Source organism: Staphylococcus epidermidis, from assembly GCF_006742205.1.
Classification (GTDB): domain Bacteria; phylum Bacillota; class Bacilli; order Staphylococcales; family Staphylococcaceae; genus Staphylococcus; species Staphylococcus epidermidis.
In genome coordinates this window covers 1784583-1799083 of record NZ_AP019721.1, presented here as the reverse complement: position 1 = coordinate 1799083, position 14501 = coordinate 1784583, and the positions used below count along the sequence as shown (strand labels likewise).

Below are 14501 nucleotides of genomic sequence, written 5' to 3'. Positions count from 1 at the left end.
CATCAAAAAAGTAGGCAGCTCTACTTTCATGAACTATGAGAGCTGCCTTACTTCATATTTATTTGTATGTTGGAATTTCGAAGTACTTACCGACTTCACCAATTTTATCATAAAATTGTTTTAATACTTGTGCGTTGACATTTGCCCAATTAATATCAGTTGCATATTGATGCGTACCAGGGTTTGCAGGATTCCAACGCATTTTATATAGCGTATTTTGTCCTGCTTTCACGTATGAATTTCCAATGAATTTAGCGCCACCAATAATTGCTTTAGAGACAGAAGTCCATCCAGCATTTTTAGCGTATTTGATACCATCTACAAGTGCATTATTGTCAAATGCACCAATTCCAAAGACATTATGGTATTTGTGACCTGTTTTAGTTGTGAATTTACCTTTTGAAACATCTCCACCTTTAGCAAGTTGTGAAGTTCCATTACCTGTTTCTACTAAAGCATGTGAGATAAGATAAATTTCATTTAGACCATACTTACGTGCAGCTTGGCTAAATGCAGCGCCTTGGTTTTCAAGTACACCTTTGCCTTTTAATAATTTATTGAGAGCTTGTGCTGACAAGTATTGTGGTTGATCTAAACGTAAGAATTGATATTTTAAGGATGAATCATTAGCTAAACGCTTTGTATCCATAGCATTTTTAATTTGACTATAATTAGCATTTGACCATTTCAAAGGCTCATTTTGTACTTGTGGTTTATATTTAAGACGAGATTGGATATTTATCGCGTTATTTAAAGTCATTCCAGTATATGCATATTTAATTTTTTCCTTAACTAAGTCAGTTGATTTTATCCAAACATATTTACCGTCTAAAAGTTGACCATAGTACCATTTAACGCCATTAATATTTTTTTGCTTAATGACTGTGAAAGTTTGTTCATAATATGGTTTTAAAGAATATCGGTTTGCTTTTGTTGGATCCATATAGAAATAACTTTTACTATTATTGATAACAAAAGTATAGTTATATGGTGTTGATTGAGCGTCAGTACTGTTTTGGATTAAATCCTTAGCAGCAATCCATCCTGTTCTGTTATTGACTGTACCGTATAGATATAAATCTTTACCAACGTAAACAGCTTTGGAAGCATTAAATGCTTGATTAGCTAGCGTATTAGGTGCTAGTAATTGTTGGTTTTTAGTACCCCAAGCAATAGAATATAGACCATTATTTGTAGGTTTTACTGAATATTTACCTATAGACTGAGTTTGTTTTCCGATATTTTGAGTTGTCACATCATTAATGTTTACCCATCCTAATGGAGTATTACTTGTTCCATCTTGAAGTAGTACATACGTGTTATTACCTTGAGTACGTTGTTTATTGATAAGGAATGTACGGTTAGCGTATTTCGTACCACTTTTGGCTGTTTTATCATATACAGATGCTCTTATTCCAGAATTATTAGCTTTCACTTGAGCAATTTGATTTACAGTTTGTGTAGATGGTTTTACTTGTTTAGGTGCTGGTGTTGATTGAGTAGACAAAGCTTGAACTTTTGATGGTGCAGTTAAATAGTATTTACTAATCCAACCAGATTTACCGTTCACTGTACCATAAAGATATGTTGCTTTATCAATTTGTTGTTGTTTAGTTGCTTTAAAAGTTTGATCGCCTTTACCTGAAACTGTTCCAGCCACTTGATTATATGTGCCCCAAGGTACTGTGTGTAATTTAACACCAGGTTTGACGTTGTATGTTTGATTGATTTTTACAGGTGATTTAGCTGTGTTGTAAATGACCTCATCTTGTTTTACCCAACCATAATTTGTACCAGTATTATAATCACCAACAAGATAGAATTTTTTATCACCAAGTGTGGCAGCTTTCGTCACTGACAATGTACGTTGGATTTGATTTGTTGTCTTTCCTTTAGTGTCATAAACTGTAGTATATAAGCCACTATTTTTTGCATTGATTTGAGCAACACCACTATTGTTAGTCACTGTTAATTGGTTGTTTGTTGAAGGTTTAGTTGGATTGCTAGGTTTAGATGCTGTAGTTAAGTAATATTTACTAATCCAACCAGATTTACCATTCACTGTACCATAAAGATACGTTGCTTTATCAATTTGTTGCTGTTTAGTTGCTTTAAATGTTTGATTTCCAGTACCAGATACTTTGCTAGCAACTTGTTTTGGTGTACCCCAAGGAACTGTGTAAAGTGTTGACCCTGCTTTAACATTATATGTTTGATTCACTTTTACTGGTGCCTTAGCAGTGTTATAAACAACATCACCTTGTTTAACCCAACCGTATTTTTTACCGCTATTGTAGTCTTCAACTAAATAGAATTTGTTATTTCCTAATGTTGCAGTTTTAGTAACGGATAGAGTTTTTTGTACTTGATCAGTCTTATGACCTTTACTGTCATAAACAGTTGTATATAAGCCATTATTTGTTGGTTTAATTTGAGCAACACCACGATTAGCAGACACAGTTAACTTATTATTAGTTCCTCCTGATGGTTTAGAAGGTTGTGACGGTTTTGTAGATGTTGTGCCCCAAGGTGCTACTTGCTTCGTTTTAATTAAATATTTTTCATAAATTAAGTCATATAATTCTGCATAGCTATAATTGTGACTTCTTAAATATTGGTGAGGGTCAGCGTGATCAGTACCTCCTAAGAAGTTAGAGATAGCAGCATGTGTCCAAACTGTTCCTCTTCCATCGTTTTCAGCGCTATCAGGTTTTAAATTATAATATTGCAATTGCGTTGCAGCATAATCAGCGTAGTTGTTCATTGAACGTGCAAATGAATCATAATCATGTGTATGGACGATTTCAACATTGATAAAACGTTGATTTCCATATGGACCTGCACCCCAAGATAAGTAATCTGTCGGAGCTGTTTCTATAATTCTATTGCCATCAACAAATGCGTGTACGAATGCATTTGTGTAATTACGTTTCATGAAAGCAATCTCGCCATCGATTGTTGAGTTATCATTTGCAGTATCATGAACAACGATACCTTCAGGACGTCCCACACCGTTTCTATAGCCATATTTAGGGAAATATGACGTATAATCTTCTTCAATTCTTGGTGCTTTCATATTCTTTTTACGAATATAGTTATTTATTGAAGAATTAACCTTTGGTGTATATTTCGGTAATGATGATGTTTTTTGACTAGATACAGAATAAACTGTTCTCGGTTGAGCAGTTGCACTAAATGGGGTGAATTGCTTTGTATCTATAGTCGCTTGATTAGATGCCGTTTCTTTTTTTACAGTATTAGTTGTTACACGTTGAGCTGGTTCTTTATATTTATATGAAGTAGTTTGTTTAGATGTAGCATTCACATTGTTTAATGAGATAGGCTCTAAATGGTCTGTTGAGCTATCATCGTCTTCATCATCGTAATCAAAATTATAACCAGATGCGTTTGTATTTGATACTTTAGGTGTAGCAGTTTCATTTTGTTCAGAAGTTACTTGCTGACTTTTTTGTTGGCTTTCATTATCATTAGAAGCAGTTTGAGTTTCAATTGCTTGATTTTCGGAAGGTTGACTTGCAGTCATCTTCTTGTCTTGTTGTTCATTATTTGCGTTAGCTCCTAAATCTTTCTCATTTTCTTTTGCTACAGATTGTGTCTCCTGTAATTGATTTGTATCAGTGGATGTTTTATCTTCTTGTGTCAAATCATTTGTTTCTTCTTGTTGATTTTTTGTAACAGAATTCGTTTGATTTTGATTCGCATCATCTGTTGATAAAGATTGTTGCTTTTGATTTGATGAAATTTCATTATAAGTACTCATTTCATCTAATGATGCATCATATGTAGTACTTTGTGTGTCTTGTTTAGGTTGAACTTGGGTAGGGTCTTGATATGTTTGTGTACCAGATACATTTGTAGTTGATTGTGTAACTTCGCTTTTAGCTTTTTCTGCTTGTTTGAGGGCAGTTTGATCATCTAATACATTTTTATGATTAGACTGATTCTGTGGTTGTTCAGCAGCATTTGCTTGATGTGCAGTAAAAGCTGTGCCAAATAACGTTAAAGCAACCATAGACGGTAATTTGTAATTGAATTTTTTCGCCATTTATTTCTTACTCCTCGCATTAATATGATTTGTTTCAATTATAATCTTTAAGGCTTAACACTGTATGGCTTTTAACATATTTGTAATGTAATTTTAACCTGTGCCTCAAATAGAAATATTGTTTTTTTATGCTGGGAACATTGTCAAATCACTATTTACGTTTATTATAAGCTTGTAAGCTACATAAAGATTATTACAATTTTTAAAATTGCTAAGTTTGTATATAGAATGTAAATCAATTTATAAAAACTTATTCATACTAATATGATTTATATTTTCTTCTAAGAATACTTTACCAAAAGGTGAGTAACCTAGTTTTAAGTAAAAGTCTCGAGCTTGTAATTGAGCATTCATAGTGAGTTCATTGTATTGGTGTTTTTTTGCAATTGTTTCAATAGCATGTATTAAATTTTTACCGTACCCAAGACCACGATACCACTTGATGATTGCTACACGTTCAATTTTACAAATATGAGTATTTAAAGGTCTAATTCTAGCAGTTGCCATAGGAACACCATTTATATATCCCACTATATGGAATGAGTAATCTTCATATTGATCAAATTCATTTTCGAGTGGTACGCCTTGTTCTTCGACGAAAACACACTTTCTTATTTCAAAGCAATCATCTAGCATCGTTTGGTTTTTTGCTATTTGAAACACAGTATCACCTCCATTTTCACTGGTTTTCCCTTAAAAAATTATTTTAACCATATTGAAAATGAAAATTTATAAAAAATGGAATAAAGCAGGTTCATTATAAATTCATAATTAGTTCATCACCAAAAAAAGAATGAGTCAGGTACATGTCGTGAATATCATTTGTGGGGATAAGAACTGAAGTTTCTATTGGTAAAGTAAGTTGAGTCTTATTATAATCTTTATACATAAGGAACTTCGTTAATTTATTTTAGTGATATTTATTAAATTTTACGAAAGGGCCTTATTTTTTTAAAGTATTTCAATGTGAAATTACATATAAACATAAAGTTTTTGGCGAGACTCTTGAGGGAACAGGTCAAGCTGAAGACTACAGGTTGAAGCTGTCCCCTAAGAAAGCGAGAAAACAATACGAAGTATTATAAATAAAGAAGCCAGTAAATGAATTTATAAAAAACTCATTTACTGGCTATTTTGCTAGGAATTATATCCTAACCTCACTCTGATAATTAGAAAAATATATAATTTATAAACCAAAGAATTAAGAAACGATACGTTTATTACTAATTGATAGTATTATAAAGCCTCTTTTCTGACGATAGCGCAGTATTGCCAAAAAATACGTAATTGGGCAATATTCCAATTGTTCATGCCCATAGTAAAACCTGAAGGCTTAAATATATTTACATCAGTCACTTCCAAAGCGGCTGCAATAAGATATTGAAGGGGCACACTGATACTTTTCATTGTATCAGAAAGTCCATTTTCATCATAAACCCAGGTAAAAGGTAAATCAGACTCAAACACATCAACCTTATTAAATATTTCAGGTAATGCAAGAATGTAACATGCGCCATCTACAACGGGATTATCTAAACTATCCTTGTAGTAGATCAAAAGCGCTTCATAATTTTCTCTGTGTTCATGGTTTACATAGAAAAATTCATTCCTAAATAATGCCATATCTTTACTATGAATGATTTGTTGTTCAAGTACGTTGAACATACCATTAATATTAGCAATTTTTTCATATGTTTTACGACTCATATTTGCGCTCCTTTTAAGTATATTTACTACATAAGTTTATATAGCTTTTATTGTGCGTAAGGATAATTGTCATTATTTATCATACCATTTTCACCATTGGTTTGATTGTTGTCTTGTTGATTTGGGTACTGTTCGTTTCCGTTTAAGCTATTTTGGTCTGTTTGTTCGTTAGTTTGATCTTCTTCATCATTATTTTGTGATGAAGAATCAGACTCTTTCTGACTATCAGTCGATTCCTTTTGGTTCTTACGCAATAAGTCTTCATCTAATTCTGTTAAGGGTACGAGTGAACCATATCGTTTAATGACTCTTTGATCTAAGAAATCGTTTTTGTTTGTTATTTTAGATAAATCTAAATCATTACGTAAAAGATTTGAATATTCCATAATACTTTTTACGCTTGGGTGGTAATAGTATATATCATTTAAGTAGTCATCCTTACCTTTAAGTTGTGATGTTTTAATTTCAGTACTACCACCAAGATACATTTTGGCTAGAGACTTAATTTCTTTTTGAGTTAAATTATGTTTAGCATTTTTCCCTACAATACTAATAACATTGTCAAGTTTATCTATAGATTTTAAATTTTGAGCTTTTTGGAACAATATTTTAATAAGTTCCATTTGTCTTTGACCACGTTTAAGGTCTGAATCATGGTGTCTAGTTCGAGCTACAGCTAATGCTTGGTCGCCGTTTAGCTTTTGGTATCCTTTTTTTATTTTAATTCTACCAGTATCATCACTGTTAGGTTCATTTAAGTTATATGGTACGTCATAATATATACCACCTAATTCATCAACTGCTTCAACAAAGGCTTTCATATTAATACGCACATAATAATCTACCGGTACATTCATTGTTGCTTCAACTGAGTCCATAGCAGCAAGAGGTCCACCATATGCATGCGCATGTGTTATTTTATCGTAATAGCCAACTTTAGGTATATAACTGATAGTATCTCTAGGTATGCTAAGCATTCTTATTTGATGCTTTTTCTGATTAAAAGTAGATAATATCATAGCATCTGACCTAGAATGTTCTACACTTTGCCCGTTTTTTTCTCTACCTTCATTATCGTCTATACCTAAGAATAAAATTGATATAGGTTGTTTTTCAGGATCAACTTTTGAATCTCTTAAAGTAGACTTTCGTTGAGAATCTTTAGTGTTTTGAGATGACTCAAATGCCGATTCTGAACTTTGATATAATTGAGTAGCAAAAATAATTGGAACAACGAGGAGACCAAAAGATAATAATATTAAAAAATATTTTATAAATTTGTTCATTGTTAGTACTCCTAGTTAAATTTTAAATATTTCACAAATGATTGATACATAAAAAGTTATGATTTATTAAGTACACTATAGCCTTAAATTGTATTACTTTATTAATCAAATTACAACTCTCATCAACATTTTATTGTTACAAAATATTATTGACGAATGATTATAAAATTGAGTTAAACAACTTATTGTTTAACTCAATTTTCATATAGTACCAAAGTACTATAGATTTATTTTTAAATAAGTGTATTATCTAATTAAAGTGATTTCTTTATAGCTTTAAGTTATAATAAACTTTAGCTTAATAGCTACAAATATTGTTATAACAAGGTGCAGACGGATTAGTTGTTCAAAAATAATATCTGTAAGTAATATTTCTGATTAAGAATCTTAAATTTGATAATCAAAAAAGTATTTACTAATTAATTTAGTAGTTAGATATATTATAACGTTCTTGAACAAGTATTTGTATTCGTTGACATTATGAATATCATAATATTAGTTGCATTGTAATTCTTAAAAGTAACTGGATGTGTCACAGATAACCAAAGTATTATTAAATTACAGTTAAAGTATTTAAAATCTTTTAATCGTTTAAGTGTAGTCGTGTGATTAAATAAAAAAGTCATTATCATTTTAGCTAGGAAAATATATAAGCATTTATTTCAGATATCTCATCAGATAATTATTTATTCAAGTATTGTGGGTATTAATTCTTAAAAATGATAACGAATAATATAATATATTGATATATGATGTGAATAGTCAACAAAATTTTAAGACATTAAAGTGTGAGGCAAACAATAAAGATGAAATTAAATAAATTTAAAATCGTATTTTTTATTATCGTATTATTAACTTTAGTCGTGTCAATAGGTATATTAGGTGTTGAATGGACAAGACACCTAGAATTAAAAAAACAAACGTTAAGTCAAGAAAGTGGAAATACGAATTATATAGAAAAGAGAGATAAGACTGTTGAGAAACCTAAAAAAATAAAGACTAAATATGATAAAAAAGATCCTACTTCCAAATCGATAAACAAATATTTAGAAAAAACTCAATTTAATGGAACTGTAGCTGTATTTGATAATGGAAAAGTTAAAATGAATAAAGGATATGGTTATCAAGATATAGAGAAAGGCAAAAAGAACACTGCAAATACAATGTATTTAATAGGATCAGCGCAAAAATTTACAACAGGTTTAATGCTGAAGCAACTTGAAGTCGAAAATAAAGTGAATTTGCAAGATTCAGTCACTAAATATATTCCTTGGTTTAAAACAAATAAAGAAATTACAATTAAAGATTTAATGTTACATAAAAGTGGACTATATAAATATGAAGCTTCAACTAATATCAAAAATTTAGAACAGGCTGTTAGAGCAATTCAAGCTCGAGGTATTGATGATACAGTTTATCATAAGCATCAATATAATGATGCTAATTATTTAGTTTTAGCTAAAGTTATTGAAAATGTTACTGGAAAACCATATGTTAAAAATTATTATGAACGATTAGGTAATAAATATAATCTCAAACATACTGCTTTTTATGACGAGAAACCTCTTCAAAGTGAGATGGCAAAAGGCTATAAGTTTAAAAATAATACTTTTTCATTCCTTAAACCTAATATATTAGATCAATATTATGGAGCTGGTAATTTATATATGACGCCACATGATATGGGCAAATTAATTTATACGTTACAACAAAATAAAATCTTTAATGCACGTCAAACTCGACCTATTTTACATGAATTTGGAACTCAAGAATATCCAGAAGAATATAGATATGGTTTTTACATAACTCCGTATTTAAATAGAGTCAACGGGGTATTCTTTGGTCAAATTTTTACTGTTTACTTTAATGATCGGTATATTGTCATTTTAGGGACGAATGTAAGTAATACACCTGGATTAGTGAGTAATGAAGACAAAATGAGACACATTTTCTATAATATTCTTGACCAGAAAAAGCCTTATAATACAGCAGGTGTTAAAGTTGAGTAATTGTAATTTTGTTAATAATGGATTAGACTCGTTATTCCATATTTACAAGGTTAGTCTTCAATAAATTATATATAACGAATGCCCGGAACTTCAATCTGAAGTGTAACCGGGCATTTGTTATATGATTAATAAAATAACATTCAAATTGCAATTTAATTATTTACAATAAGAAAGGGCGTTTAAGAATAAATCCTCATACTGTCTTTCAACAGGACTTAAAACAACTGTACAATTGGGATGCTCCATATTAAAGTCTACCACTGTGGCTCCCCTTGTAAAGTTGCCATTTAATTCTATTTGAGTATACGCCTCCTTGACATTAAAGGCTTCTGGATCCAACAAATATAATATAGTGAATACATCGTATAATTTAAATCCTATTTCAAAATCTTCACTCTTATAGTGCTGAAATAAATTATATAACATGTTTGAAGTTGCATTTGTATCTTTGAAGTCTTTTACAAAATGGTGAGTAAACAATGCTTCACGAGCCAAATCAAGACCAATCATAGTCAAAGGTAATCCAGAGTTAAATACAATTTGAGCAGCTTCTGGATCACAATATATATTAAATTCAGCTAAAGGCGTTACATTACCTCTACCGGTACTACCACCCATTAAAACAATTTCCTTAATAAATGGTTGAACTTCGGGATAACTAGTTAAAAGAATAGCGATATTTGTTAGTGGACCTATGGCAATCAAGGTTAAAGGTTCTTGAGTATTTACTAATAGATTTCTCATTGCTTCAACTGCATGAATTGATGTTAAATCATCTTGATTTATTTGTGGAAACTCGTAACCATCCATACCAGACTCACCATGAATTGATGTAGCTTCAAAGATGTCATTAATCAATGGTTGGGATGCCCCTCTATGTACAGGAACAGAACTATTAAAAAACCTTTTTAGCTTTAATGCATTTGCTGTCGTTTTCTCAATACCTACATTACCATTCACAGTTGATATCATTTTAACGTCAAATTGAGGGTGTGAAAGTGCGATACTAATTGCTGTAGCATCATCTATACCAGGATCAGTATCAATTATAATGGGAATAGACATATCATCATCTCCGTATTTCATAATAATTAAAGCATAACATGGTATGGGATTGTTACGATAACGAAATAAAAAGAGCCTGAGACTTAAAAGTCTCAGGCTCTTTACATATAAGGTGGAAATGAATCAATAAAGAACAAATATATTCAAATTCATTCTTTATTGAAATCAACCCTGGAAAACTCATCTTTATAAGTGAGAAGAGTGTCCACCTTGCATTACCCAGTATGTTCCGATAACAGTTACTAAAGTAATGATAATTGCAAAGATAACTTTGAACGATTGTAAACGTCCATCTTTACCTTCAGTTAAATGCATGAACATTAATAATTGAAGGGCAGCTTGAATGAAAGCAAAACCAAAGATGATAGTTACCTTAGCATGGAATGTCATATTAGTGTATAGAGTTACAAAAACTGCTAAAAGCGTTAGTACGATAGAAGCAATAAAACCTACTGTATGTTTTACGATTGTATTCATCCGCTATACACCATCCCTATCATATATACGGCAGTAAAGATGAAGACCCAAACAACATCTAAGAAGTGCCAGTATAAACTTACTATAAATAATTTAGGAGCATTGTATGAATCCAAACCACGAGTGCCGATTTGAATTAACAAACAAATAACCCAAACAATACCTAATGATACGTGTGCACCGTGCGTACCTAGTAGTATAAAGAAACTAGACCAGAAGGAGCCAATAGTTGGGTTAACACCTTCAGAAGCATAGTGTGCGAATTCGTAAATTTCGAAACCTACGAATACAAGACCTAGGATAACTGTGATAATCATCCAAAACATCATTAAGTTTTGTTTTTCTTGTCGCATGTAATAAATTGCAATACCACAAGTATAAGAACTAATTAATAATGCAAAAGTCATTATTAAAATCAAATGTAATTCGAATAAGTCGGTAGTTAATTTACCGCCATATCCGCCACCATGTTGTAACGTTAATAACGTTGCAAATAGGGTACCGAATAACGCAAATTCAGCTGTAAGGAAAATCCAAAAGCCAAGTTTATTTAATTCGCCTTCGTGTGTACGAGAATCAATAGTATTTGCATCATGACTCATGACTTACAGCCTCCCTTTCTTTAATTCGAGCTTCTCTTAAACGAGCTTCAGTTTCTGCAACTTCTGAAGCAGGGATGTGGTAACCATGATCAATTTGGAAACTTCTCCAAATCATAGTAATGAAGATACCTGCTAAACAGATAAGTGCTGGAACAATAGATTCGAAGATTAAGAAGAAACCACCAATAGTCATAAATATACCCATCCAGAATCCTACTGGAGTATTGTTTGGCATATGAATATCTTTGTAGTTATGGTTGTCTAAATAATGACGACCATGTTCTTTCATATCAACGAATGTATCGTAGTCATTCCAATCAGGAGTGATAGCAAAGTTGTATTTAGGTGGAATAGCTGATGCTGTAGACCATTCTAAAGTACGACCAAGTCCATCCCAGTTATCTCCAGTAGCTTCACGTGGAGCTTTGATATGACTATAAACGATACTTGCAACTAGGAATAAGAATCCAATTGCCATCAATACTGCACCGATAGTTGAGATGAAGTTTAGTAACCACCAACCATCAGAAGGCATGTAAGTGTATAGACGACGTGGCATACCATCTAAACCTAGAATGAATTGTGGTAAGAAACAAACGTTAAATCCGATCATGAAGAACCAGAAGCACCATTTGTTTAATGTTTCATTTAACTTGTAGCCCATCATTTTTGGATACCAGAAGATTAAACCAGCTAAGCAGGCAAATACTACACCAGTAACCAATGTATAGTGGAAGTGAGCTACTAAGAAATAAGTGTTGTGATATTGATAGTCAGCTGATGCCATTGCAAGCATTACACCAGTAACCCCTCCTAATAAGAAGTTAGGGATGAATGCTAATGAGAATAGCATAGGTGACTCAAATGTAATTCTACCTTTGTATAATGTGAGCAACCAGTTAAATAGTTTAACTCCGGTTGGAACACCGATTAACATTGTTGAGATAGAGAAGAATGAGTTAATTAACGCACCATTACCCATAGTGAAGAAATGGTGAACCCAAACTAAGAAACTTAAGAATGCGATACCTGCAGTTGCCCAAATCATACTTTGATGACCGAATAAACGTTTACGGGCAAAAGTAGGGATGATTTCTGAGTACATACCGAATGCTGGCAAAATAACGATATAAACTTCAGGGTGCCCCCATACCCAGAAGAAGTTTGCCCAAAGCATTGGCATACCGCCATTTGCTACAGTGAAGAACTGAGTTCCAAAAATTCTATCAGCAGTCATTAAAGCAAGTGCTACAGTGAACACTGGGAATGCTAATATAACGATTAATGTTGTAATGAATGTTGTTACACTGAACATTGGCATTTGCATAAACTTCATTGTTGGAGTTTTACATCTTAGAATCGTAACAAAGAAGTTGATACCAGTCATTAACGATCCGATACCAGATATTTGAATTGCAATTAAATAATAGTTAACACCTGGACCTGGACTGAATTCACCAGCAAGTGGTGCGTAGTTAGTCCAACCAGCAGCTGGTGATCCACCTACAATAAATGATAGGTTGAATAAAATCATACCAGCGAAGAATAGCCAGAAACTAACGTTATTCATTACAGGGAAGGCAACATCGCGTGCACCAAGTTGTAATGGAATAACAACATTCCATAAACCAAAGATAAATGGCATAGCCATAAATATAATCATAATTACGCCGTGCGTAGTAAATACTTCATTATAGTGGTTTGCTTCCAAGAATTTGTTATCTGGAATTGTTAATTGAGTACGTAACATTAACGCATCGATACCACCACGAACGAACATTAATACGGCAGAAATTAAATACATGATACCGATTTTTTTATGGTCTACGGATGTGAACCATTCTTTATATAGATATTTCCATAATTTGAAATAAGATATAACTGCTATAAGGCCGATGACTAAGAATGGCGCAGCAATTTGTGCTGAGATAATCATCCAATTTCCTTTAACTAGTAGTTGATCCCATGGAAAATTCATTAATGTCCACCTCCATGATCATCGTGTTCTTTTTTGTGAAGTTTAGACGCATTTTCGTCTTTTGCTCCCTTAGAAATTTTTTCCATTTCTTTAGAGTTATGATCCTCTTCTTTTTTGAACTCATTATCGTATTTTTCATTGTTGCCGAGAATCATAGGTTTCATACCGTGACGTTCATAGTTAGGGTTTGTTATATGAACCTTACGAGCAGGTTTGATTGGTTTATCTTTTACATCTTTGTATAAATCCTCTTCAGCTGTGAAGTTAGGATCTTTTTGTTCAAAGTTGTAACGTTTGTAAGCGTAGAAGATATACTCTGGATCAGCCGCAGGGTCAACAAACGCCATATGAGTTCCACTAAATGTTAATTCTTTGTTAGATGTGCTTGGTAAGAGTTGCTTGTCAAAAGTATCTTGACTTAAAGTTTTCTTACCTTTAGCCTCTTTTACCCACTTATCAAAATCATTTTGACTTACAGAGTGAACTTTAAATGTTTGACGAGAGAATCCCTCACCATTGAAGTTTGAGTTACGACCTCTGAAAGTACCTAATTGATCAGCTGTTAAAGTCCAATTCATAGTCATACCAGTCATGGCATATTTCTGACCACCTAATTGTGGAATCCAGAAACTTGTCATTGTATCCATAGATTGAAGCTTGAATACAACTGGTCGATCTTTAGGAATTGTTAATGTGTTAACAGTTTCAATATGTTGATCAGGGTAGGCAAAGAACCATTTATAGCCAGCACTTACTGCGTAAACGACAAGTGGATCTTTGTCTTTTTCTGGTGGTTTTTCATAATCGTATAAAGTTTTAACTGTAGGAATAGCTAAAGCAATTACGATTAAAATAGGTACCACAAACCAAATTGTTTCAATTAGAGAATTGTGGTGCATCTTACCAGATTCGCTATTCTTTTTGTAGCTATATTTAAAAATAAAAATAGCGAACATGGAAAGCACTACAGCAACAATAACAAGCATGAAAATTATTGAATAGATAATCAAGAACTTCTGACTGCTTGCTACTGGCCCTTTTGCATTAAAAACTTCTATATTTGAACAACCACTAAGTAAAATTAGTGTGCCAAATAATAGAAGCAAAGACTTAAATTTTGACACTTTTTTTGACCTCCTAATACTACAAATGTAGGGCTTACCAATAATTTTAGTTTATTACACAATATTTACAAGAGTATGTTCAAAAAAAATTACTTATTTATATAATTGAGGTCTGTTAGTCCTAGATATGACGGGGTTTGTAAGATTTGTTAAAATTATGTGTACATTTTGTGAAAATAGACAAATT

At 32.2% G+C, this 14501-nt stretch carries 10 protein-coding genes; 1 reads left to right on the top strand and 9 read right to left on the bottom strand.

All coding sequences use genetic code 11. The features are described from left to right. Positions 1-58: 58 nt before the first annotated feature. The 4 genes from FNL83_RS08690 to FNL83_RS08675 form a co-directional block, all read right to left on the bottom strand. Positions 59-4066 (bottom strand): N-acetylmuramoyl-L-alanine amidase, encoded by a 4008-nt coding sequence (locus tag FNL83_RS08690; protein ID WP_001831665.1) that lies wholly within the window; start codon positions 4064-4066, stop codon positions 59-61. A gap of 240 nt (positions 4067-4306) precedes the next feature. Then, positions 4307-4729: a GNAT family N-acetyltransferase gene (locus FNL83_RS08685; RefSeq protein WP_001831666.1), complete on the bottom strand. Its 423-nt coding sequence runs from the start codon at positions 4727-4729 to the stop codon at positions 4307-4309. 573 nt (positions 4730-5302) lie between these two features. Then, complete coding sequence (locus tag FNL83_RS08680; protein ID WP_001831729.1) at positions 5303-5773, bottom strand: DUF2538 family protein; 471 nt, start codon at positions 5771-5773, stop codon at positions 5303-5305. Positions 5774-5820: 47 nt separating this feature from the next. Continuing rightward, positions 5821-7059 carry an LCP family protein gene (locus FNL83_RS08675; RefSeq protein ID WP_001833067.1) on the bottom strand — a complete coding sequence of 413 codons (1239 nt, stop codon included), beginning with the start codon at positions 7057-7059 and terminating at the stop codon, positions 5821-5823. A gap of 806 nt (positions 7060-7865) precedes the next feature. On the opposite strand from FNL83_RS08675, the gene FNL83_RS08670 reads away from it, so the two are divergent. Next, a complete protein-coding gene (locus tag FNL83_RS08670) occupies positions 7866-9068 on the top strand; it encodes a serine hydrolase domain-containing protein (RefSeq protein WP_001833073.1) in 1203 nt (400 codons plus the stop codon). A 156-nt stretch (positions 9069-9224) separates the two neighbouring features. On the opposite strand, the gene rihC is transcribed toward FNL83_RS08670, so the two are convergent. The 5 genes from rihC to qoxA all read right to left on the bottom strand — a co-directional run bounded on the left by rihC (position 9225) and on the right by qoxA (position 14314). Continuing rightward, the gene (gene rihC, locus FNL83_RS08665; RefSeq protein ID WP_001831704.1) at positions 9225-10133 is read right to left on the bottom strand and encodes a ribonucleoside hydrolase RihC; all 909 of its coding nucleotides are present in this window, start codon (positions 10131-10133) and stop codon (positions 9225-9227) included. A gap of 186 nt (positions 10134-10319) precedes the next feature. Then, positions 10320-10610, bottom strand: a complete 291-nt coding sequence (gene qoxD / locus FNL83_RS08660; RefSeq protein WP_001831700.1) for a cytochrome aa3 quinol oxidase subunit IV — start codon at positions 10608-10610, stop codon at positions 10320-10322. Continuing rightward, positions 10607-11212 (bottom strand): cytochrome aa3 quinol oxidase subunit III, encoded by a 606-nt coding sequence (gene qoxC / locus FNL83_RS08655; protein WP_001831738.1) that lies wholly within the window; start codon positions 11210-11212, stop codon positions 10607-10609. Before qoxC ends, qoxD begins: the two co-directional genes overlap by 4 nt. Beyond that, entirely contained in the window at positions 11202-13190 is a 1989-nt protein-coding gene (gene qoxB, locus FNL83_RS08650) for a cytochrome aa3 quinol oxidase subunit I (protein WP_001831713.1), read from the bottom strand. The genes qoxC and qoxB overlap by 11 nt, the downstream gene beginning before the upstream one ends. Then, on the bottom strand, positions 13190-14314 hold the full coding sequence (qoxA, locus tag FNL83_RS08645) for a cytochrome aa3 quinol oxidase subunit II (protein WP_001831736.1): 1125 nt from the start codon (positions 14312-14314) through the stop codon (positions 13190-13192). The genes qoxB and qoxA overlap by 1 nt, the downstream gene beginning before the upstream one ends. Positions 14315-14501 lie beyond the last annotated feature (187 nt).